We start from the raw sequence: 21,518 nt of genomic DNA, 5'->3' as shown, positions 1-21,518 counted from the left end.
TTCTTGCCCCCATCTTACGGGTTAGGCCGAAAAAAAGAAGTGAGCTTTCTCACAGTTTCGCCGTTGATTTCGGCAGCGTCAACGTTACCGTTGTCCCGCTTCCCGGCGCGGAGTCGATCCGGAGACGGCCGCCGGCAATCCGGGCCCGCTCCGCCATACTGAAACGTCCCACCCCTTGGGTTGGCAGAGACGGCTCGAAACCGGCCCCCTGGTCGCTGATGCGCACGGCAACCTCCTCTTCTTGCTCCCTGATCTCCACCTCAGCCTCGGAAACGTCGGCATATTTGGCGATATTGGTCAGCGCCTCCTGAATGACCCGGTAGATCACGGTTTCCTTCTGGATATCCAGACGCTTCCGCAAATTGCATTCAAACGCAACCTTGATCCCATAATGGGATGCATAGTTTTCGATATAAGTACGGATCGCAGGGACGATGCCGAGGTCATCCAAAACGGACGGCCGCAGTTCCCAGGCGAGCCCCCGGACTTCCTCGATCACCCCCGCGACATGCTCGCGGATCCCGCGAAGGTCTTCTTTCTCAGGCTCAGGGGAGGCAATGGCCCGGTCCAGCTGGATCAGCAGGGAAAACAAGCTCTGCCCGATGCCGTCATGGAGCTCGCGCGAAAATTTGCGCCGCTCTTCTTCCTGAATGGTCATAACCTTGGCAAGCGTCTCCTGCAGCTCTTCCTCCACCTTCTTCAGGCGGGTGACTTCGTTGCGGATGGCCAAATATTGATAAGGCTTCCCGTCCTCGCCTATGAACGGGACGATCGTCGTATTCACCCAATAATAAGTCCCGTCTTTGGCCCGGTTCCGGATATCTCCGGTCCAGACCCGCCCGGAGGAGATGGTGCTCCACAAGTCGCGCATAAACGCTTTGGAATGCGTTCCTGAGTTGATGATCTGGTGGTCTTGGCCCAAGAGCTCCGAGCGGTCGTATTTCGAGATTTCGCAAAATTTATCGTTGACGTATTGGATCTTCCCCCGGCGATCGGTTACCGCCACGATCGACGACTCGTCCAGGGCGAATTTGACATCCGCCAGCTGTTTCAGTGATTCCCGCAAGTCCGTGCGGAACCGGGATTCCGGGAGCTGCTCATCGAGCTGGGACAGAAGCGACTCCACATGCTCGGCGATGATCTTCCTTCCGGGTTCCGGTTGTTTATTCAAATTGCAGCAGCCCCTTCTTCATGGCGTATTTAATCAGCTCCGGCCGGGTTTTCAGCCCCAGCTTTTCCATCAGATTGCTCTTATGCGTCTCGACGGTTTTGACGCTGATCACGAGCTGCTCGGCGATTTCTTTGTTGGCATAGCCCATGGCCGTCAGCGACAAGACCTCCTTCTCGCGTTCCGAGAGGCCGTCGAACAAATCGGTGCTCTCGCCCCTCCGCATCTGCTCCACATACTCGTTCATCAGCCGCTTCGTCGCCGTCGGGTACAAATAAGCGTCGCCCCCGGCGACCGTGCGGATCGCGGTAAGCAGCTCTTCATGGGGCGCGCTCTTGAGCACATAGCCCGCGGCGCCGGCATGAATCGCCCGGAACAAGTATTCGTCATCGTCATGCATGGTCAGAATGAGAACCGCCACGTCCGGCAGCTGCTGCTTGAGCTCGGTCGCCGCCGTTAAACCGTCCTTCCCGTGAGGCATGCTTAAGTCCATCAGGACAACGTTCGGCTGATGCTCAAGGGCCATGCGGATGCCTTCGTCCCCTTCGGATGCTTCAGCCGCCACCTCAATGTCGGGCGCCGCGCTCAGCAGCATGCGAAGCCCGGACCGGACCATGGCATGGTCGTCCACAATGATAATGTTGATCATGGCGTCCTCCTTTTGCTTTTATGATCTAATCATATCATTTCTTGCCGGGTTCACAGGTGCTTCTTCCGGATAACGCGGACTTGATCCACGCCGTCTCCGTCTTGGCATATGCCCTGCCATCCCGTCTCCCTAGCAATAGAATACCGCTGCTGGCAGTGGAATGGCCAGTGGTTACCGGAAATGCCATACCGGATAGCAGCTTTTCGGCGAGCATGACCGGACATTCTTCACGCATGAACGGGTTCTCCCCTTCGTGAGCCGTATATACCGTGCCATGGCGCATCACCATGCCGCCCAAACCAACGCCGGGCTTGATCGTCATCTGCCGCACCCGGACATTGCTGCCGCCCAGGATGCGGTCCCATCCCATCCTGCGGGAGCTGCCGGCCGGCTGCGCATAAGCGATGAAATCGCTTCCGCTTTTCAAGCGAATCCATTCCAGCCGGCGGTCAAATTCGTCGTCTGTCCCTGCCCTTTCCATGCATATCCCCCTCTATCGAGTCGTGCGCTTCATGAACATCGTTATTCCTATTTTCCCAATAGTTCTATTGTAAAAAGAAACGTCTATCGACGTACATTCTATGAAGCCAGACTGCGTTTAGTTGATGTTCTTTTTGCGAGATCAGGATGTTAACCTCGGAAGTTTATACTTTCTGATCTCTAAAAAAAAGCCCGCCTGTTTGTATGTAAGGGGATCCCCCGATTCCCCGCTCAGGGAGCTGCCACCTATATATGCAAAACGGCCAGCTTGGTTTGTAATTGGGGCTCACTCCTTACGGAATGCCTGCTGCGCAGCAAAAGGAAGACCAGGCAGCAGCTGCCCGGTCTTCCCCACTCCGGTCCGGATTACATACGGCATATTTCTTTCGGACAGTTCTCACACCGGCAAATATCCCGCAGATAGTGAAGATCCTTGATGATGATATGGCCGTCCACCGTTTCGATCACGTCTTCCTTTTTCAGATCGCTCAGCATCCGGTTCACGCTTTCGCGCGTGGCCCCGATCATATCGGCCATTTCGGAATTGTTTATTTTCAAATCGATATAGACGCCTTCTTCCCGCTCCGTTCCATACGAATTCCCAAGGCGAATCAACAGTGAACAGAGCGCTCCCGTCTTGCCGAACATCATGAGATCGCGGAATTTGGTTTGCGTCAAACGATGCATCAGACCCATCCATTTCATGAACTCGACGGCCAGATCGCCGTGCTGCCAGAGCAGAACCTCCAAGTCTTTGCGCTGAATGACCCCGACCTTGGCATCCTCCATGACCTCGGCGCTGAAGCTGTGCACCGAATCCTGAAACGGATCCATCTGTCCGACCAGATCCCCTTCATGATGCAGGTACAATGTCAAAGCCCGCCCGCTGTCCGAGGTCTTCGTCGTTCTGACCCGGCCCTCGATAATGAAATACAGCTTGTCGGCCGGATCGCCTTCCCAGAACAGGCAGCTGCCCTTTTCCGCGCTGCGCTTATACATGATGCTCTCCAGCTTCTCGAAGCTTTCTTGCGACAGCAGCGGCCCCAAGCCCTCCCGGCGATGCTTCGTCTGTGTCCCCGTCACGGTCTGCCCCATCGTTCATTTCCCCTTCCGCACATCTTTGCCTTTATCATAACCCGTCAGGATGGATTAACCTATCGGGGGATGCACTGATTTTTCATAGGGGTGACCCCCTGATCCTATGAGAAAAATCACACCTACCGTGGTAAATCCCTTAGGTCAGTCCCTTAAACGGAACGAAGCAGTGCTCAGGAAATACCCGGATGGATTCGGATGGGACCGAGGGGCAGTGAGGATTCCGGCGAACGATTCGGAAATAGGGCCGGGGCTAAGGGCTGCCGCATCCTGTTCCCGACACGCTTCTCGCTATTATGGCCGGGATGCCGTAACCCTCCGCGCCGCCTCGATCAGCTCTCTTGCGCGCTCCACCTCGCGGTCCGTTGGCGTAGGCACGCCTTCCAGCGCGTACTTGCGGCCTAACTGCTGCCATTTGTATACGCCCATCCGGTGATAGGGTAGCAGCTCGACTTTCTCCACATTGCGCAGGTGTCCGATAAATTCCCCCAGCAGCGTCAGATCTCCTGCCTGATCGGTGATCCCGGGAATCAGCACGTGCCTGATCCATACCGGTTTTCCGATGGCGGACAGCCATGCCGCAAATTTCAGGATCCGGTCATTCGGCTGGGAGGTCAGCCGCTCATGCTTCTCGTTGTTCAGCTGCTTCAGATCGAGCAGGACCAGATCCGTATACTGCATCAGCTCGCCTGCATGAGACGGTTCGCAGAAACCCGAGCTGTCGAGCGCCGTATGCAGGCCGAACCGCTCCTTGCAAGCCTTGAACAGCTGCGCCACAAAAGGCGCCTGAAGCGTCGGTTCGCCCCCCGTCACCGTGATGCCGCCACCCGAGCTTTTATAGTAAGGCACGTAGGGTTCGATTTCCCGGAGAACCTCCTCGACGGTAACTTGGCGTCCTCCCTTCGTATCCCATGTATCGGGGTTATGGCAAAATTGGCACTGCAGCGCGCAGCCCTGCATGAACAGGACGAAGCGGATGCCCGGTCCGTCCACCGTACCGAAGGTGTCCATGGAATGTATTCTGCCTTTCATGCGGGCCACGCTCCTCTCTTGATGACAACTTTTGATTTTCATTGCATTGCGAATCGTAACGGTAACGCTTAGATCTCCCCGTGGAACGTGCGGCTGATGACATCCAGCTGCTGCTCCCGCGTCAGCTTGATGAAGTTGACCGCATACCCGGATACCCGGATGGTCAGCTGCGGATAGTTCTCCGGATGCTCCATTGCATCCAGCAGCTGCTCGCGGTTAAAGACGTTGACGTTCAGATGATGTCCGCCGCTTGCGGTATAGCCGTCCAGCAGCGCCGCCAGATTACTGTGTCTGGCCGCGTCCTCTTTGCCGAGCGCCTTCGGAATGATCGAGAAAGTATTGGAAATGCCGTCCAGGCTGTGCTCGTAAGGGATTTTGGCGACCGAAGCCAGCGAAGCGAGCGCGCCTTTGCGGTCGCGTCCGTGCATCGGGTTCGCGCCCGGTGCAAATGGCTGCCCTGCCTTGCGGCCGTCCGGCGTGCTGCCCGTCTTCTTGCCGTATACGACGTTTGACGTAATCGTCAGAACCGACATGGTCGGAATCGCGCCGCGGTACGTCTTATGCTTGCGCAGCCGGTTCATGAAGCCTTCCGCCAGCTCCACGGCGAGCTGGTCGACCCGGTCGTCGTTGTTGCCGTACTGCGGATACTCGCCTTCGATTTCAAAATCGACCGCGATCCCTTTTTCGTTGCGGACCGGGCGAACCTTCGCGTAACGAATGGCGCTCAGGCTGTCGGCCACGACCGACAGGCCGGCGATGCCGCAGGCCATCGTCCGGACGATATCCCGGTCATGGAGGGCCATTTCGATGCGCTCGTAGCAGTATTTGTCATGCATGTAATGGATCACGTTCAGCGTGTTGATGTACAATTTCGCCAGCCAATCCTGGATGACATCGAACTTCGCTTTCACTTCCTCATAGTCCAGCACCTCGGACGTGATCGGCGCGATGGCCGGTCCGACCTGGGCGCCGCTCTTCTCGTCGACGCCGCCGTTGACGGCGTACAAGAGCGCCTTGGCCAGATTGGCCCGGGCTCCGAAGAACTGCATCTGTTTGCCGATCCGCATCGCGGATACGCAGCAGGCGATGCCGTAATCGTCGCCGAAGTGCGGACGCATTAAGTCGTCGTTCTCGTACTGGATCGAGCTGGTCTCGGCCGACACTTTGGCGCAGAACTTCTTGAAGTTCTCCGGCAGCTGCGTCGACCACAGCACCGTCAGATTCGGCTCGGGCGCAGGTCCCAGGTTGTAGAGGGTATGCAGGAAGCGGAAGGAGTTCCGCGTCACGCGCGTCTTGCCGTCAAGCCCCATGCCGCCGACCGACTCGGTCACCCATGTCGGATCACCGCTGAACAGCTCGTTGTAGTCCGGCGTGCGCAGAAATTTGACGATCCGCAGCTTCATGACAAAATGGTCGACGATCTCCTGCGCCAGGCTCTCCGTCAGCGTGCCTTCCGCGAGGTCGCGCTCGATGTAAATGTCCAGGAAGCTGGATACCCGGCCAAGACTCATCGCCGCTCCGTTCTGCTCCTTAATAGCTGCCAGATAAGCGAAGTAGAGCCACTGCACCGCCTCTTTGGCATTCATCGCGGGTCTCGAGATATCATGTCCGTAAGATGCGGCCATCGCCTTCAGCTCGCCGAGGCTTCGGATCTGTTCGGACAGCTCTTCGCGCAGCCGGATGACGTCTTCGCTCATCGCGTCGACTTCGAGCTGGAGCAGCTCCTCTTTCTTGCCCTGGATAAGGCGGTCGACGCCGTACAGCGCCACGCGGCGGTAGTCGCCGATAATCCGGCCCCGTCCGTAGGCATCCGGAAGGCCCGTGATAATGCCGGCCTTACGGGCTGCGCGCATCTCGGTCGTATAGGCGTCGAACACGCCTTGGTTATGCGTCTTGCGCAGATCGGTAAAAATGCGCTCCAGCTCCGGGTTCAATTGATAGCCATACGCATTACAGGCATCGACGACCATCCGGATGCCGCCGAATGGCTGAACGGCCCGCTTAAGCGGTGCGTCGGTCTGCAATCCGACGATGGTTTCCTTGTCCTGGTCGATGTATCCCGGTGCATGCGAGGTTATGGTGGAGACCGTGTTCACGTCCACGTCGTGAACGCCGCCCCGCTCCCGCTCTTCCTTTAACAGTTGGCTGACCTGCTTCCACAGCTCCAGCGTGTTTTCCGTTGGCGGCGCAAGGAACTGCTCATCGCCCTCATACGGTGTGAGGTTGCGCCCGATAAATGAATTGACGTCAATATTCTTCTGCCAGCTGCCTCCCGCAAAACCGCGCCATGCCTCCTCGAATCCAGCCCGGTTCTTTACTTCGCTTTCTTTCATCGCCATGATCAAGCACCTCCGTTTTCTATGCTTTCATGTTACTTTTTTCACAGGTTAAAGACAGTGATTTTTCTCACTCTTTTCACTTTTCTCACCAACTTCGCTGCCGCATATTTTTATTTGAACGATGTTGATCCTTTCCCTTCGTCAGCCAAAAATTCGGTCAGCGCATCTCCCCAAGCATCTTCGAGTGTGCGAACAAAGCCGCCGTCCATGCCTTGATATCCGAAATCCGTTTCCGCAACCGTCAGATAACGAAGCTGGCGAACCAGACCATCAGCTTCCGTATGGCCGCTCTCCAGAAACTGCCCAAAATACACGGCGCAGGAGCGTTCATAAATACCGTGAAGCGGATGGAGCCTGCCGCCGATCATCGGCAGGACGGCGTCGAGCCCGTCCTCCAGCCTCAGCGCCATCAGCTCAGCGGCGTCGGCCGAGGGATACGGCATGTGGCACCCGATGATCCACACGGCCCGGTGTTTAGACAGGGAGAGGCCCGCGTGCATGCCGCCAAGCATTCCTTTTCCGACATAATAATCCGTGATGATCCGGATATCCCGGTCCACCTGGCGAAGCAGCGGCCGGGGATCGTCCGTCACGATCGTAATCTCGCCGCAGCACTTCCGCATTTCACGGATCTGCCGCTGCAGCAGCGTTTCTCCTTGAATCATCCGGAATAGGGTAGGTGCGCCTTTCGTAGAACCATGATTGCCGCCTGCCAAAATAACGCCGGACAGCATATGAATCACTCCTTTCCACTGCTATCAACGCACATCACAATCCTGAGACAAGAAGGCTGCCGACGAATTCGGTCGGCAGCCGGCTGGGTCATGCGGTGCAGCTCCTAGAATTTGCCGTAGAAGGCGTTCCGGTAAACGTCCGCCAGTTCGCTGACCAGCGGCATCCGCGGGTTGGCCGTCGTGCACTGGTCTTCGAACGCACGGTCGGCCAAATAATCCACTTTGGCCTCGAAATCGGCCGGATCAAAGCCGAGATCCTGGAATTTCTCCGGAATGCCCAGCGACTGGTTCAGCTTACGCACCGCCTCGATCAGGCTGTTGACGCCTTCCTCTGTATTCCGGGACGGCAGGCCGAGCATCCGGGCGATTTCCGCATAGCGCAGGTCGGCCACGAAATGGTTGTATTTTGGGAACGACGCAAACTTCGTCGGTTTCTGCGCATTGTACCGGATGACATGCGGCATTAGGATCGCATTCGTCCGCCCGTGGGCCGTATGGTACTGGCCGCCCCACTTGTGGGCCAGGCTGTGGTTGATGCCGAGGAAGGCGTTGGCAAACGCCATGCCGGCAATCGTCGACGCATTATGCATCTTCTCCCTGGCCAGCGGATCCGCCGTGTGGAAGGACTTTTCCAGATTTTCAAACACCAGCCGGATCGCATGAAGCGCAAGCCCGTCGGTGTAATCGCTCGCCATGACGGAAACGTACGCCTCGATGGCATGCGTGAGGACGTCCATGCCGGTGTCGGCCACCGCCGTTTTTGGCAGGCTGTACACGAATTCCGGGTCGATGATCGCCACGTCCGGCGTCAGCTCGTAATCGGCGAGCGGATACTTCGTATTCCCTTCCTTCTTGTCCGTGATGACCGCAAAAGAGGTTACTTCCGAGCCGGTACCCGAAGTGGTCGGGATCGCGACAAACTGGGCCTTTTCGCCAAGGCGCGGGTATTTATAGACCCGCTTGCGGATATCCATGAACTTCTGCTTCAGCGAATGGAAGCTGGTGTCCGGATATTCGTAGAAGAGCCACATCGCCTTGGCCGCATCCATCGGGGAGCCGCCGCCGAGTGCGATAATGCAGTCGGGCTTAAAGCTCTCCATCAGCCTCGTGCCGCGCTCTACCGTCTCGACGGACGGATCCGGCTCCACGTCGGAAAACACTTCGAACGCTACCGGGTTGACGCGTTTGCGCAGGTAGTACTCCACCTTTTCGACGTATCCCAGCTTGACCATCATCTCGTCGGTGACGACCAGCACACGGGAAATGTTCGGCATTTTCTCAAGGTACTGCGTCGCACCCTTCTCAAAATAGACCTTCGGCGGAACCTTGAACCACTGCATGTTGACCGTCCGGTAAGCCACGCGTTTCACGTTAATCAGGTTCACCGACGTGACGTTGGACGTCGTCGAGTTGTGTCCGTACGAACCGCAGCCGAGCGTCAACGACGGCAGGTTCGTGTTGTAGATGTCGCCGATCGCCCCATGCGTCGAAGGCGAGTTGACGATCACGCGCCCGGTCTGCAGGCGGTTGGCGAACGCCTGGATGACGGCGTCATCGTTCGAATGGATGACAGACGAGTGTCCCATGCCGCCGAATTGGACCACTTCGGCCGCGCGCTCGATGCCCTGCGCCGCCGTCTTGACCTTATAGCAGGCCAGCACCGGGCTCAGCTTCTCAGCGGACAGCGGGTAGGCCGGACCGACGCCCGCCAGCTCGGCCACGAGGATTTTGGTGTCCTGCGGCACCTGAATGCCGGACATTTCGGCGATTTTTACCGCCGGCTGGCCGACGATGACCCCGTTTACCGCGCACTTCTCGCTATTGATGACCAGCTTGGACACGGCCTCGGTTTCGGCCTTGTTCAGGAAGTAGCAGCCGCTGTCCTTCATCAGCTTCCGGACCTGGTCGTACACCGGCTCCTCGATAATGACCGCCTGCTCGGAAGCGCAGATCATGCCGTTGTCGAACGTCTTCGAGAGAATCAAGTCGGTCACGGCCTGCTTCAAATCCGCAGACTGCTCAATGAAGCAGGGAACGTTGCCCGGTCCGACGCCAAGCGCGGGTTTGCCCGTGCTGTAGGCGGATTTCACCATCGCCGAGCCTCCGGTTGCCAGCACGAGCGCCACGTCGGGGTGGTTCATCAGCAGCTGCGTCGCTTCCAGGGACGGCGTTTCAATCCACTGCACGCAGTGCTCCGGCGCACCGGCCGCCATTCCGGCGTCACGCAGCGTGCGGGCTGCTTCTGCGCTGCACTTTTGGGCGGAAGGGTGGAAGGCAAAGATGATCGGATTGCGCGTCTTCGTTGCGATCAACGTCTTGAACATGGTCGTGGACGTCGGGTTCGTCACCGGTGTAACACCGGCGATGATGCCGACCGGCTCGGCGACCTTCTTGTAGCTCTCAAACGCGTTCTCCTCGATAACGCCGACCGTCTTGTCATGCTTGATGCTGTGATAGATGTATTCCGTCGCGAATATATTCTTGGTGATTTTGTCCTCGTAGACGCCCCGGCCGGTCTCCTCGACCGCCATCTTTGCGAGCGGCATGTGCCGGTCCAAACCGGCCAGCGCCATCGCCTGTACGATTTCGTCAATTTCCTCTTGATTCATGTTCAGGTACGCTTCCTGCGCCTTCCTGGCGCGGGCGACCAATCGGTTCACTTCTTCATGGGCGGAGTTCTTTGTTTCCAGCTTGCTTTCTTTAACAGCCATCGTTTTCTCCTCCTTGGAGACCTTTACCGGTCCCTCATCTCCTTGATGAGTTCATCCTACTGGAACCCCAGGGGGGCTAACTATGACATTACTCACATCGATCTAAAAAATTTTAAAGGTCCGAAAAATGCGGTGCCTAGGCGCTTATTGCGAAATTCTATCGTCTAAACAAAAAAAATACCGAATGGAGCTATGGCTCTCCATTCGGCGCAAAGGAATAGCAGTTAGGAGTCATCAAGACTTGAAGACAACAAACCTGGCTTAATCAGCAAAGAGGTGCCCGTAAGTGCCGTCCGCCCTGCGGTAAACGACTTCCTCACGGTTGGTATCCCGGTTCAAGAACAGATGGAAGCTGTGGTCCAGCAAATTCATCTGCAGCACGGCTTCCTGCAGATCCACCGGCTTCATCACGAGCCGCTTTTCTTTTGCAATGACAAAGGCTTCCTCCGGCGCTTCGGGTTCCGGCTGTCCGCCGTCCTGAATGCCGGTGCCGACCGAGCGTCCGTGGCTGCGCAACTTGCGGCGCGCCCGCTCCTTGTACTTGCGGAGCTTGCGGTCCAGCTTATCCGCGGCCTGGTCAATGGCGGCATACATGTCCGCATCCTTCACTTCGACCCGAAAGACCATGCCGTGATAGGGAATGGTAGCCTCAACGACATGCTCCTGTTTCCGGGCCTGCAGCAGCAGGGTGACATGGATGGTCACCGTCTCGTCAAACCAGGATTGGGCCGAACCGATCTTCTGCTCGGCATACGCCTGGAGTGCCGGTGTCACTTCAAAATGTTTGCCATGAATGTGTGTAGCCATGGGATCTGCCTCCTTCAACGGGAAAGGACTCTTGCATGACCTTATTGTAAAACGGCTGGGCACCCTGTGCTGTGAAAAATATCACACCAACTCGGAAACGTCCCGCATCCCTGCGCATGACTGATCCTTAACGCAAGTCGACCATTTACACATGCTTGGTCTGTTTTCGCGGCAGCCGGTGCATATGCTGGATTTTTTGCACTTTCTCCTTCACTTTCAGCAGCGCAAACGAGCCGGCAAACCAGCCTATAAGTCCCAGCATCAAGCTGGGCCACCAGACGCCGGTTATTTTCAGGGCATACCAGACCGTCACGACGCAGACAGCGCAGCCGGTCATCCCGTATACCGAACCTCTGGCAACCGCGGCCGCCTTTTCCGAGCCCTGACTGAGGCCGACCATCAGCACGGCGACGACCATCACGGCGGGAAACGCCGCAAAAATACCGCCAAGCGCCTTCCACGGCAGCAGGACCGACGCCATATAGCTCAATACGACCGCCAGGCCGCCCAACACGAACCGAAGCAGCAGCTCCCGTAATTTCATTTCCTGTTTCCCCCTTTACAAGCTGAACAGCACATAGGATATCGTGAACGAAACGAGCAGCCAGCCGCCTACGGACAAGGTCAGCCCCTTCTTCCATCCTCTGCTGGTGCACAAGTAACCTGCCGCCGCGGCGCACGCTACATTAATCGCCATACCGATCAAAGCGCCTTGGGACAAATCAATCGAATGGGCGACCAGTTCTCGATCCCCGTAATCGAACCTCATCGTCAGCAGAGCCGCCAGAAAAACGGCGGGAAACGCGGCAAAAATGCCACCGACGGCTCCTCCCGCGCGTTTGGCAATAAGCGATGCCGCCACCACGGCTGCGCCTCCCAGAAGGAACCGCAGCAAAATGCCTATCAGCGATAGATGAGCCAGAGCCATGTCAATCTCCCCTGTCCATTTTGTGAAAACAATCACTAACTTAACCGAACCCATCATAGCACAGGGCTGGATCAGCTTCTGTAATCTGCATCACAGCCAATACGGAAAGATCTACAGTCATTTGCCGTTTGATCGCGCTTATTGATTAGACCGCATTTTTAAGTTCTGTTTCCGCTATCCTTTCCGTATATTTACAGGGAATGGCAGGCCGGCCGCCTTCATGATGGCTTACCCAAAAGTTAAAACGCTTTAATTTTTAGTTCCGAAAGGAGAGTTACATGGCTGCAATTTTAGGCAAGACGAAATTTCTCTCATGGATTTGGCCGCTGTTCTTTATCGTGCTGATGTTTCCTTTTTATGGGACGGTCCGGGCAGAGCAACCCGCTCACGACTCCGTCGTTCTGTCGGAATGGATTTTTGATGATTCAGGAGATAGCGGCGTATTTCCGGCTACGGGCGGCCTATTTCAGACCGTTTCCAGCTTCCGGAACGTCGGCGGCTACTTCGAAGATTATGACAGCGGGCAGCATTCCTTGAGCTATCAGGGCTGGGACAGCGGCAGCGAAAAAAAATATTGGCACGCTGTCTTGTCAACGAAAGGATACAAACACATTGCGCTGTCATCGGAGCAGACCTCCACCGGCACGGGACCGCGTGATTTCAAGGTTCAACTCAGCAGCGACAATCAGCACTGGGAGGATGTTCCGGGAGCTGAGCTTAAAATGGCTTTAAACCGTTTCAACTGCCCTGCAGATGCATGCAAACTGACGGATGCTCCCCTTCCCGAGGCAGCGAATGATCAGGATGTCCTGTATATCCGCTGGATCGTCAATTCCAACACAAATACCAAGGGAACTCAAGGAATCGGCAGCACAGGCTCGAGCTTGATCAAGGATATTCGGATCACGGGGTCCCCCATGGACGGCGGCGGCCCGGCCGAAACGCCCACAGAAATGCGGTCCGTTTCCCCTCAGCCGGGTGCCGTCGGGGTGGACCCTTCGGCTTCAATCAGCGTAACGTTCAACAAGCCCGTCTTGATCAACCCGGACCTTTCCGTCATTTTGACGGATCCTCAGGGAACGCTGGTCGGATCCGTCGCGGCGGAAGTCCTAGACCCCGTCACGCTGAGCATTAAGCATCCGGCTTTGTCAGGCGGCAAGACCTATACGGTACGCGTGCCCAAAGAGCTCATAACGGGCAGGGACGATCGGGTCCCGCTGGAACAGGACATCTCCTGGAGCTTTACCGTCCGGAATCCCCAAGACCCCCCTACCGTTCCGAAGCTGATCAATATGACCTTGACGGGCGATACCAAAACTACCCGGTCGTTTGGATGGTATACGGATGCTCCGTCCCCGTCCGTCGTGCAGATTGCTGAAGGCTCCAGAGGATCGGGAGGTCCTTTTCCGGTAAGCGGGACGATGACCTTCCAGGGCACGACGGAAGAAATCCAAACTTATGTCACCAAAGGGGACCGGAAAGCAAACAAGAAAAAGAAATTTTACAGCCATAAAGTGACAGCAACCGGACTGCTTCCGGGAACATCCTATCAATATCGGGTCGGCAGCGGCTCAGCGGACAGCTGGAGTTCTGTTGGAAGTTTCACGACGGATGCAGGGAATCAGCCGTTCCATTTTATCGCCGGATCGGATTCCCAGGCCTCCAGCAAGAGGGATTTTGAACCTTGGGCGGATACTTTCAAAAAAGCTGTTCAGACGATCGGCGATCCGAAGTTTCTGATCAATGCCGGGGATCTTGTGGATAACGGCGACCTCGAAGAGCAGTGGCAATGGATGCTCGGACTTGCGCAGGATCAACTGCTCCATGTTCCGATCGTGCCTGTCGTCGGCGGACATGAGGTTCAGGATTATGATGGCGACGAGACGACGCCGAACTCCAACTTCTATTATCATTTCCATCTGCCGAAACAGGTGGTCGCCAATACGCATGACGGGTCGGTGTACTCTTTTGAGTACGGAAATGCCCTTTTCCTCATCTTCAACTCCCAGTACGCCGGGGAACTCACAAACAGCGGCAGCATTAAGGAGCAGGATCAGCAGTTTGCCGAACAGGTGGAATGGATGAAATACGTTGTGGCCCAAAGCGATGCCAAGTGGAAATTCGTCGCTTTCCATAAAGGCCCCTATTCCGCCGGGGACAATGCGGGGGAATGGGAGGACGACCGGGTCCAATTTTACAAAAAGGTCCTCGTCCCCGCCTTCGATCAAATGGGAATCGACATGGTTTTCGAAGCGCATGACCACATGTACATGAGGTCCTACCAAATGCTGAACGACAAAGTCGTCCCAGCAAGCCAGATCACCTATGATGAGCAAGGGAACGCGGTCAATCCCAAAGGAACGGTCTACCTGATGTCCAACGCTTTCGGGGATAAGTTCTATACGAAATATCCGGGGTACAACGACTATTTTGCGGCAAAAAATACCCAGCCGAACAAAAAAATGTTTACCGATGTGTCGGTCTCGTCCGATGTTCTTCACATCAAGGCTTATACCGCCGCCAAAAAAGACGAAGCCTCCGGGAGCAGCGGCGTCAAGCTCTACGACCAATACAGCATCAAGCGCACGGACACCAAGCCTTTGAGGGTCGAAGACGCGAGCGTTCAGGCCAGCGGCGGCAAAGCGGTTATCCGCTGGAACATGCCGGCTGCAAGCGGCGAGGCCGTCAAAGGTTTTTGGATCTATGAGAAGAACGGCAAAATCAAGCCATACTGGAACGCTTATGTAACCGCCCAGCCCGGTAAGACAGAGTACAGCCTGACAGTCAGCAATATCAAGGCATCCGGCAATTACGAATTTGTCATCCGTTCCGCCGGCAATCGCATGAATGCGGATCCGGTAGAAGTCAGCTTCCCGTAAAATGCAAGAGCCCGGGGAATTGGAGTTTCCCCGGGCTTTTCGACAGAGTTGTCATTTTTAGATCGTATATCATGTATGTCCAAATCACACCCAACCCAGGAACAAAATGCATATCCATGCCAGCAGCTCTTGAATACGGAGGCTGGCGCCGAAATCGCCGATGCTCTGCCGTATCTCTGTTTCGGGCTGCTCGAGGCCGTAGGCCTCCCTTAGCCGCTTCGCTTCCTCATCTGAAAGCTTGGGGGATACAGCCGGGCTTGTGACGATGGATATGGGAGCGTGTTTTGTAAGGATCGGCCCTTCCCATGACGATAACCCCGAAGCTTGAACCGCCTCCAAGTTTGCCGGAAGCCAAAGGGCGCAAATCAGCATCAAGGTAAAGATTTTTTGCATCATGACAACTCTCCATTTACGAAAGGTTAACGTCAGTGACGGCTGCAAGCCGTCATCTTGAAACTATTATAATCGTAGACGAGCTCTGTGGCACACGTATTCTATGAAAAAAATTGATCCTATCAGCTTTGCCCCCGAACGGCCGCCGTATTGTCGGCATAAGCACTAAAAAGATCCTTGGCATGATCGCCAGGATCTTTTTATCCACTGCTCCCTCAGGGTTTCACAGGTTCATCAGATTTTTGCTTGTTAAAGGCTTATCGAACTAGAGACAATTCTAGTTTAATTGTGGTAACATTTAACAAAAATAGAATCGGAGGAACTCACTAATCTATGCTAAAGTACATCGCTTTACCTATCATCTTTGCCGTTTGTTTTGTTCTTATCCAAACCGGCATTCAGACAGGCCTCGGCATGTATATGACCCAAAAACATACGGCGAACATGATGGCCGCCTATGATCCAAACGGTGCGGAACCCCTGCCGTCCACGGTTGAATTCGGGTCCGACCGGCCGCGGATTACACCGCAAAAAATAACGGTATGGTTGATCTCTCTCGTGATTTCGGCCGCCGCTGCGTTCCTGTTTCACCGGCTTGTGTTCAAAACCTGATGGCGGCCGCGGCTGCGCTGACGATCAGGATCGCGCAATAGAATCGGCAAGCCGATCCTTCATCAAACGCAGCTCTTCATCGTCCGGATCCATTGCTAACGCCAGATTAACGATGGCCGCGGCTCCGTCCGGTTCCCCGCCTCGAAGCAGTCTGCCGGCAATGCCCTGAAAGCCGAAGTCGAACTCGTACGGTACATAACCGAGCTTGGAGCGCTGCTCGCTGCCCGCCTTGTATACACTCAGGGCCGAGTCTATTCCTTCCGTGGCCAATATGCCGGCTGCATGCATCGTCAGCGAACGCGGAATCACTTCGACCTGCTCCCCAAGCAGCACATCCAAGATGGCGTTGTTGACCTGATGGAGTCCAAGGTAATCGGTATTGAACATGAGAGTTACCGCGATACCCGGTTCGGGCAAGACGACCAGATTGGAACGAAATCCCGTGTCCGATCCGCCATGCGCTTTCGCTTCCAGCCCCTTATACGGTCCCATGAACCAGCCCAGGCCAATGTTCCGGTAATAACCAAAATCGTCAGCCGGTGCATGGCTTTGCCACAGCTCCTCAATGCTGGACGGCTGCAGAACAGGTGCAGTGCCCCATTTTCCCCCGTTTAAGTAAGCCGCCGCGTAGCTGCACGATTCCGCCGCACTCGTCAGCAAGGTGGAGCTTGGCCCATGCGCCCGGTTATACGGATAGATGCGACTGACCTTCGCTCCAAAGGAAGAGCCCATCCCCATTATGTGCGGGGCGGCAAGCAGGCCCTGATCTGCATCCGGCATCGTATAGGTGCTCGTTTCCATGCCAAGCACATCCAAAATATGCTCATGCATGTACTGTTCAAAGGAAACCCCCGAGACCTTCGCGATGACATCACCGAGAATCTCAAAGGCTATGTTGCTGTAAGCATATGTTCCCTTAACGGGTTCCCATAACAGCTCTCGGTTCGATACGCTGCGAACGTAACGCTCCAGCGCTCCTGCATCCAACTGAGGCCGATCCCATTCATAATCATCCTCATCCGGCATGCCGGAGGTATGGGTGAGCAAGTGCCTGATCGTGATATCCCGATAACGCGTGTCCTCCAGCCTGAAGTAAGGCAGGTACGCCGTCACTTTCTCATCCAGCATGATTTGTCCGCGTTCCACGAGCTGCATAACCGCCGTAGCCACATAGGTTTTGGAAATCGAGGCCATGTGAAACAGCGTGCTCTCATCCACCGGGTCTCCGGTCTCCTTACTTTTCACACCAAATCCTTTGGCGTAGACAGGCTCGCGATTGTACACGATGCCTACAGCCATGCCCGCCGCCGCGCCATCCTGCGCGATATAATCATTCAGCAGCTGGTCCAGCCGCTTCGTTATTTGCTCTATGTTTGGCATCCTAAAGCCTCCATGGATCGAATATTTGTATTCTGTTGTCAGCAACCTCATACTCTTACCAATGGAAGCACCGCCTTCCTGGATTTAACATCTTCAGCGTATCACCTCGGGAAGGGGGCGGCAATGTACAGCATCGCTATAATTAATTTTTATTATCGATGGCCACTAACCGCTTATTGGCCAAATCCAACCGGTATAACACGTCGCGGGTGTCTTCTTCGGGAGTCCCGGCTACGATCGGGGGATGGACCACCAAGCGGTCGTTTTCGATGTGCGGAGAAGGCTCTATTTCCGAATACACGAGTTTGCCGCCAGCATGCCCCTTTTGCATGACTTTTAAAGCTGTGGCCTCGCCGCTGCTGCGGTCGATCGCAAACACGTACGCCTCCATTCCATGACCCGACTTATACTGAGGCGCAAGAAAGTAAACATCCGCGTCTTGGAAACGTACCTTCTCGAAAGGAACCTTCTCGTCATTGGGTCTTACAAATAAAAAGGCAGGCAAGTCCAATAACAGAGTATCTTCCTTCCCGGCTTGCCTGTAAACGATGGAATAGTCAGCCTGAAACGTCAGGTCCCCTTCCCGTCCGTAATTGCTCGGAACCGCTAAATGCCCCCGTTCCTCCCTTCCTTGGGAAATCATGAGAAGAGTCCCTTGCCGGGTCACGATTTCTGCACGAACCACTCGCGTATCCGAAGACGAGTCAAGCACAACCGATCCCGAAATGAACGATTTCGGAAACCGGCTGACCCGTTCAACCGAAGCGCCCGGAGAAGAAGAGGATGGCTGCTGCATACCTTCGCCAGGGTTGTCATCCGTCGATGAAATCTCAGTGGATACAGCGTTATCCGATAGATCGTCGCTCTGATTACAGGCGAGCAGGAAACCGAATAACAACATCGATGCCATCGTTAATGGAACTTTCCTCATGTCGCACTTTCCTGCTGACGCCCGGCCGATTCCGAATCCGCCAATCCGTCATGTTCAACCGTAGATAACAGCTCTTCATTTCGGACCTCTAATAGATACTCCTTATACACGCGGTCCCTTCCGCCATGCTGGTCGTACCAGTTCTGTATCCGCTGTACGTGTTCCTTGTCGCTTCTTATCTTAGCCTCAATCTCCTCGTACTGGCCGCGGCTGTCATATTCCCAAATCGCAAAAATTTCGGTTGTGGATTCATCACGAGGCACCATCCATCTTCCGATCAGGCGGGTGCCGTGCTTCATTTGATTCGGTAAATTGGTTTCATTAAAATGGCGGTTGAAAACGTCCACGAATTCATTTTTCACAATGTAAAATTTTCTGCGGTAAAACATCCGTTCACTTCCTTCCAGATTATTCAACCCATAACGCAGCCCAGATAAACAAGGAATACAGCGTTACCATTACGGAAATGACACTGACCGGAATCACCCAGATCGTGTGCGTTCTAAAAGGCTGCAGCATGTCAAACAGCTTCTCTTTCCTTGATAACAGCTTGTACTGTACTTCGTTTAAAAGGTCCTCTACTTTTCGATCCTCCATATGCTGAAATTCGATCCAAAGTCGATCGTACTGCTCTTTTAGCTCTTCTCGCTGCGAACTGTCTCGTAATAAGGCCATTCTCCCGCCTCCTTCGACTCGTCTATTACTATAAACGCCTACCGGAGTCCAAACGTTATGTTTTTATTGCTGGGGCATGCCTTTTATTTATGGTAAAATAAAACATTATCGTTCAAGAAACGGAGGGCCATGACTTATGGAAAAGCGGCTGGATAAGTTATAACGTGCCTCAGGCCGAGAGCGCTGTTTCCTTCGGATTCGCGGACCGCCTTCCTTCAAGGATGACATTGCAGACCTAGAAAATAGGGGAGGTTGAGGGCACAATGCGAAGTGAGCAAGAAATGATGAGGCTGCTTTTGGATTATGCAAAACACGATGAACGGATTCGATTGGTGACCCTGGAAGGATCGCGCACCAACACAAATATCCCTCCGGATGCATTCCAGGATTATGACATTTCTTATTTTGTAACCGAAATGGATTCGTTCAAGGAGCATGACGGGTGGCTAGATTTTTTGGGAAACCGTATCATGATGCAAAAACCTGAGGATATGGAGCTGTTTCCGCCGGAACTGGGCAATTGGTTTTCCTATCTAATTCACCTGGAAGACGGCAATAAAGTCGACTTGACCCTGATTCCATTCAATGAGGTGGAGAACTATTTCTCCCAAAGCGACGGTTTGGTCGAGGTGTTGCTGGATAAGGATGCTCTCATTATAAATGAGGTGATCGCGGATGACCGCCAGTATTGGATTAAGAAACCTACAGCCAGGGAATTCGACGATTGCTGCAATGAGTTCTGGATGGTATCAACTTACGTAGTCAAGGGATTGGCGCGTAAAGAAATTCTGTTTGCCATCGACCACTTGAACGAGATCGCCCGGCCCAATCTGCTAAGGATGATGGCTTGGCAAATTGGCTCTGAGCACGGGTTTACTTTTAGCGTAGGAAAAAATTATAAATTTATCGACCGTTACCTTCCCGTTGAAGATTGGGAGACTCTGCTGTCAACCTACGCGGAGAATGGATACGAGCACATGTGGAAGTCTTTATTCACTTGTTACGAGCTGTTCAGAAAATACTCCAAAGCGGTGTCTAGCCGTCTCGGATATCCGTATCCCGATTACGACGAAGCCATTTCAAAGTATACGGAAAATGTTTATTCTACAATAAAGTAAACGTACCGTCACTAATTCATTACACCCCGAAATTTAATGTTGGACCCCCTTAGGATTGACTGTCTGATCCTAGGGGGTGTTTTTTATGTTTGGCGGGCAAATGACATGCACACCGTGACAAAAGCGTAAGGTTAGCCATGCGCTTTGTAACCCGCGATTCATGTTCGGTTTTGTAGAATGGAATAGGCAAGACTTATTCCATAAGTGGAGGTTCTATACGTATGCTTATCAAAAGCAAAACCCGAAGAGACTGCCCGGCGCAAAGAGGGAGGCTTGTCCGGCGCCTCACCCTAGGTATCCTCCTGGCTGGTGGATTGACGTCCTTGATCCCAACATCGTATGCCGAATCGGCGGTTCCCGCTTCCTCCCCGCCTCAAACAGCCCGGATCGTATTCAGCTTACCGGAACCGACCGGAGCATATTCGGTGGGCACCACGGAGATGCATCTGATCGACAGGGGCAGACCCGATCCTTGGGTGACCGGAAAAACGCGGGAACTTATGATCAGCATCTGGTATCCAGCCCGGCAAAAGTCCGCCAGTCCCGCTCTCGCTCCTTATATGCAGCCCGGGGCGGCCGCCCATTACGAAAAATCCACCCTGATCCCTGCCGGTGTAAGTCCTGGAGCCATCCGGTGGGAACAAGTCAGGACCCATGGTATGCTCGCTGCCCCGGTGGCAAATGCCCATGGCCAATACCCCGTTGTGTTATACTCCCCGGGAAGCGGCGTCCCCCGGACAGCCGGCACGATCGGAGCCGAGGAGCTCGCCAGTCAAGGGTACGTCGTCGTCACGATCGACCACACGTACGACGCATCCGAGGTGGAATTTCCAGGCGGGAGGGTGGAAGTGCAGGCATTGCCGAAGCTAAGCGAAGACACCATCATGAAGCTTATGGCCGTACGGGAACTGGACATCCGGTTTGTCCTTGATCAGCTGGCGGTCCTTCGGACAGGCGGGAATCCCGACGCAGCACAGCGCCCGCTCCCTAACGGGCTAGGTAAGGCAATGGATCTGTCGCATATCGGCATTTTCGGCCATTCCGCCGGAGGAGCCGCCGCCTTGCAGACGATGTATGATGACCGTCGCATCGACGCAGGCATCCTGATGGACGGAGCGCTCGGCTACTTGCCGGATGCCCTGCTCCCTGTCGCGGAGGAAGGCCTGGATCGCCCATTGATGCTGATGGGGGCCGGTTATTATCAAGAACAAGGGCCCGATTCGCATGTAACCAGACCGGATTGGAAGTCGTTGTGGACGCATTCAACCGGCTGGAAGCTGGACGTCAGCGCCCCGAAAGGCATGCATTTTACATTCACGGATTACCCGGCGATACTGCCTCAGCTCCAAGAGAAACTAGGCTTGCCAAGCGCAGTTGTGCAGGAGGCCATCGGCACGATGGAGCCGGCGCAGGCTGTATCAGCCCAACGAGCGTACGTTACGGCTTTCTTCAACCTGCATTTGCGGCATATGTCATCCGAGCTGCTTGAAAACTCCTTATCGAAGTATCCGGATATACACATAATTCAAGATTAAATTTAGAAAAAGACCAAGAGTCCGCAAAAACTGCGGACTCTTGGTCTTCAAG

Annotated in this window: 20 protein-coding genes; 4 read left to right on the top strand and 16 right to left on the bottom strand. The window is 54.8% G+C overall.

Going from position 1 to position 21,518, the window contains the following annotated elements; genetic code table 11:
• Window positions 1–49: 49 nt before the first annotated feature.
• The 11 genes from ABID47_RS12175 to ABID47_RS12125 all read right to left on the bottom strand — a co-directional run bounded on the left by ABID47_RS12175 (window position 50) and on the right by ABID47_RS12125 (window position 11,937).
• A complete protein-coding gene (locus tag ABID47_RS12175; protein WP_354496983.1) occupies window positions 50–1,171 on the bottom strand; it encodes a sensor histidine kinase in 1,122 nt (373 codons plus the stop codon).
• A complete protein-coding gene (locus ABID47_RS12170) occupies window positions 1,164–1,817 on the bottom strand; it encodes a response regulator transcription factor (protein ID WP_076168789.1) in 654 nt (217 codons plus the stop codon). Before ABID47_RS12170 ends, ABID47_RS12175 begins: the two co-directional genes overlap by 8 nt.
• A 34-nt stretch (window positions 1,818–1,851) precedes the next feature.
• On the bottom strand, window positions 1,852–2,298 hold the full coding sequence (locus ABID47_RS12165; protein ID WP_354496980.1) for a hypothetical protein: 447 nt from the start codon (window positions 2,296–2,298) through the stop codon (window positions 1,852–1,854).
• Window positions 2,299–2,663: 365 nt separating this feature from the next.
• Window positions 2,664–3,392 carry a Crp/Fnr family transcriptional regulator gene (locus ABID47_RS12160; RefSeq protein WP_354496978.1) on the bottom strand — a complete coding sequence of 243 codons (729 nt, stop codon included), beginning with the start codon at window positions 3,390–3,392 and terminating at the stop codon, window positions 2,664–2,666.
• A gap of 294 nt (window positions 3,393–3,686) precedes the next feature.
• Window positions 3,687–4,424, bottom strand: a complete 738-nt coding sequence (gene pflA / locus ABID47_RS12155; protein ID WP_354496976.1) for a pyruvate formate-lyase-activating protein — start codon at window positions 4,422–4,424, stop codon at window positions 3,687–3,689.
• Window positions 4,425–4,492: 68 nt separating this feature from the next.
• Window positions 4,493–6,763, bottom strand: coding sequence for a formate C-acetyltransferase (pflB, locus tag ABID47_RS12150; protein WP_354496974.1), 2,271 nt, complete (start codon window positions 6,761–6,763; stop codon window positions 4,493–4,495).
• Window positions 6,764–6,873: 110 nt separating this feature from the next.
• Entirely contained in the window at window positions 6,874–7,497 is a 624-nt protein-coding gene (gene mobA, locus ABID47_RS12145; RefSeq protein WP_354496972.1) for a molybdenum cofactor guanylyltransferase, read from the bottom strand.
• 104 nt (window positions 7,498–7,601) lie between these two features.
• The gene (adhE, locus tag ABID47_RS12140) at window positions 7,602–10,208 is read right to left on the bottom strand and encodes a bifunctional acetaldehyde-CoA/alcohol dehydrogenase (RefSeq protein ID WP_354496970.1); all 2,607 of its coding nucleotides are present in this window, start codon (window positions 10,206–10,208) and stop codon (window positions 7,602–7,604) included.
• A 261-nt stretch (window positions 10,209–10,469) separates the two neighbouring features.
• Entirely contained in the window at window positions 10,470–11,015 is a 546-nt protein-coding gene (gene hpf / locus ABID47_RS12135; RefSeq protein ID WP_326103407.1) for a ribosome hibernation-promoting factor, HPF/YfiA family, read from the bottom strand.
• Between the two features lie 145 nt (window positions 11,016–11,160).
• Entirely contained in the window at window positions 11,161–11,559 is a 399-nt protein-coding gene (locus ABID47_RS12130) for a DUF3147 family protein (protein WP_354496968.1), read from the bottom strand.
• Between the two features lie 15 nt (window positions 11,560–11,574).
• Window positions 11,575–11,937 carry a DUF3147 family protein gene (locus ABID47_RS12125; protein WP_354497309.1) on the bottom strand — a complete coding sequence of 121 codons (363 nt, stop codon included), beginning with the start codon at window positions 11,935–11,937 and terminating at the stop codon, window positions 11,575–11,577.
• 284 nt (window positions 11,938–12,221) lie between these two features.
• On the opposite strand from ABID47_RS12125, the gene ABID47_RS12120 reads away from it, so the two are divergent.
• Window positions 12,222–14,822 carry a fibronectin type III domain-containing protein gene (locus tag ABID47_RS12120; protein WP_354496966.1) on the top strand — a complete coding sequence of 867 codons (2,601 nt, stop codon included), beginning with the start codon at window positions 12,222–12,224 and terminating at the stop codon, window positions 14,820–14,822.
• Between the two features lie 84 nt (window positions 14,823–14,906).
• On the opposite strand, the gene ABID47_RS12115 is transcribed toward ABID47_RS12120, so the two are convergent.
• Window positions 14,907–15,218: a hypothetical protein gene (locus ABID47_RS12115; RefSeq protein ID WP_354496964.1), complete on the bottom strand. Its 312-nt coding sequence runs from the start codon at window positions 15,216–15,218 to the stop codon at window positions 14,907–14,909.
• A gap of 330 nt (window positions 15,219–15,548) precedes the next feature.
• Here ABID47_RS12115 and ABID47_RS12110 point away from each other — a divergent pair, with 330 nt between their 5' ends.
• Complete coding sequence (locus ABID47_RS12110; protein WP_354496962.1) at window positions 15,549–15,827, top strand: hypothetical protein; 279 nt, start codon at window positions 15,549–15,551, stop codon at window positions 15,825–15,827.
• A gap of 24 nt (window positions 15,828–15,851) precedes the next feature.
• Here the strand turns inward: ABID47_RS12110 and ABID47_RS12105 are convergent, their stop codons facing one another.
• From ABID47_RS12105 to ABID47_RS12090, 4 genes are all read right to left on the bottom strand, one after another.
• Entirely contained in the window at window positions 15,852–17,207 is a 1,356-nt protein-coding gene (locus ABID47_RS12105) for a serine hydrolase domain-containing protein (RefSeq protein WP_354496960.1), read from the bottom strand.
• A 142-nt stretch (window positions 17,208–17,349) separates the two neighbouring features.
• Window positions 17,350–18,138, bottom strand: coding sequence for a hypothetical protein (locus tag ABID47_RS12100; protein ID WP_354496958.1), 789 nt, complete (start codon window positions 18,136–18,138; stop codon window positions 17,350–17,352).
• Window positions 18,135–18,527, bottom strand: a complete 393-nt coding sequence (locus ABID47_RS12095) for an NIPSNAP family protein (RefSeq protein ID WP_354496956.1) — start codon at window positions 18,525–18,527, stop codon at window positions 18,135–18,137. Before ABID47_RS12095 ends, ABID47_RS12100 begins: the two co-directional genes overlap by 4 nt.
• A gap of 19 nt (window positions 18,528–18,546) precedes the next feature.
• Window positions 18,547–18,813, bottom strand: a complete 267-nt coding sequence (locus ABID47_RS12090) for a hypothetical protein (protein WP_354496954.1) — start codon at window positions 18,811–18,813, stop codon at window positions 18,547–18,549.
• Window positions 18,814–19,076: 263 nt separating this feature from the next.
• Here ABID47_RS12090 and ant(6) point away from each other — a divergent pair, with 263 nt between their 5' ends.
• A complete protein-coding gene (ant(6), locus tag ABID47_RS12085; RefSeq protein ID WP_354496952.1) occupies window positions 19,077–19,931 on the top strand; it encodes an aminoglycoside 6-adenylyltransferase in 855 nt (284 codons plus the stop codon).
• A gap of 221 nt (window positions 19,932–20,152) precedes the next feature.
• Window positions 20,153–21,466, top strand: coding sequence for an alpha/beta hydrolase family protein (locus tag ABID47_RS12080; RefSeq protein WP_354496950.1), 1,314 nt, complete (start codon window positions 20,153–20,155; stop codon window positions 21,464–21,466).
• Window positions 21,467–21,518: the final 52 nt, after the last annotated feature.

Origin of the sequence: Paenibacillus favisporus (assembly GCF_040545415.1) — a bacterium.
Taxonomy (GTDB): Bacteria; Bacillota; Bacilli; order Paenibacillales; family Paenibacillaceae; genus Paenibacillus_AQ; species Paenibacillus_AQ favisporus.
Note: the sequence above shows the minus strand (reverse complement) of the source record. Positions and strands in the feature narration are given on the sequence as shown.

What these genes read in the sequence shown, in the direction of transcription:
- ABID47_RS12170 (WP_076168789.1), bottom strand. Translation starts at nt 1,817, where the DNA reads ATGATCAACATTATCATTGTGGACGACCATGCCATGGTCCGGTCCGGG.
- ABID47_RS12165 (WP_354496980.1), bottom strand. Translation starts at nt 2,298, where the DNA reads ATGGAAAGGGCAGGGACAGACGACGAATTTGACCGCCGGCTGGAATGG.
- ABID47_RS12160 (WP_354496978.1), bottom strand. Translation starts at nt 3,392, where the DNA reads ATGGGGCAGACCGTGACGGGGACACAGACGAAGCATCGCCGGGAGGGC.
- pflA (WP_354496976.1), bottom strand. Translation starts at nt 4,424, where the DNA reads ATGAAAGGCAGAATACATTCCATGGACACCTTCGGTACGGTGGACGGA.
- pflB (WP_354496974.1), bottom strand. Translation starts at nt 6,763, where the DNA reads ATGGCGATGAAAGAAAGCGAAGTAAAGAACCGGGCTGGATTCGAGGAG.
- mobA (WP_354496972.1), bottom strand. Translation starts at nt 7,497, where the DNA reads ATGCTGTCCGGCGTTATTTTGGCAGGCGGCAATCATGGTTCTACGAAA.
- adhE (WP_354496970.1), bottom strand. Translation starts at nt 10,208, where the DNA reads ATGGCTGTTAAAGAAAGCAAGCTGGAAACAAAGAACTCCGCCCATGAA.
- hpf (WP_326103407.1), bottom strand. Translation starts at nt 11,015, where the DNA reads ATGGCTACACACATTCATGGCAAACATTTTGAAGTGACACCGGCACTC.
- ABID47_RS12130 (WP_354496968.1), bottom strand. Translation starts at nt 11,559, where the DNA reads ATGAAATTACGGGAGCTGCTGCTTCGGTTCGTGTTGGGCGGCCTGGCG.
- ABID47_RS12120 (WP_354496966.1), top strand. Translation starts at nt 12,222, where the DNA reads ATGGCTGCAATTTTAGGCAAGACGAAATTTCTCTCATGGATTTGGCCG.
- ABID47_RS12115 (WP_354496964.1), bottom strand. Translation starts at nt 15,218, where the DNA reads ATGATGCAAAAAATCTTTACCTTGATGCTGATTTGCGCCCTTTGGCTT.
- ABID47_RS12110 (WP_354496962.1), top strand. Translation starts at nt 15,549, where the DNA reads ATGCTAAAGTACATCGCTTTACCTATCATCTTTGCCGTTTGTTTTGTT.
- ABID47_RS12105 (WP_354496960.1), bottom strand. Translation starts at nt 17,207, where the DNA reads ATGCCAAACATAGAGCAAATAACGAAGCGGCTGGACCAGCTGCTGAAT.
- ABID47_RS12100 (WP_354496958.1), bottom strand. Translation starts at nt 18,138, where the DNA reads ATGAGGAAAGTTCCATTAACGATGGCATCGATGTTGTTATTCGGTTTC.
- ABID47_RS12095 (WP_354496956.1), bottom strand. Translation starts at nt 18,527, where the DNA reads ATGTTTTACCGCAGAAAATTTTACATTGTGAAAAATGAATTCGTGGAC.
- ABID47_RS12090 (WP_354496954.1), bottom strand. Translation starts at nt 18,813, where the DNA reads ATGGCCTTATTACGAGACAGTTCGCAGCGAGAAGAGCTAAAAGAGCAG.
- ABID47_RS12080 (WP_354496950.1), top strand. Translation starts at nt 20,153, where the DNA reads ATGCTTATCAAAAGCAAAACCCGAAGAGACTGCCCGGCGCAAAGAGGG.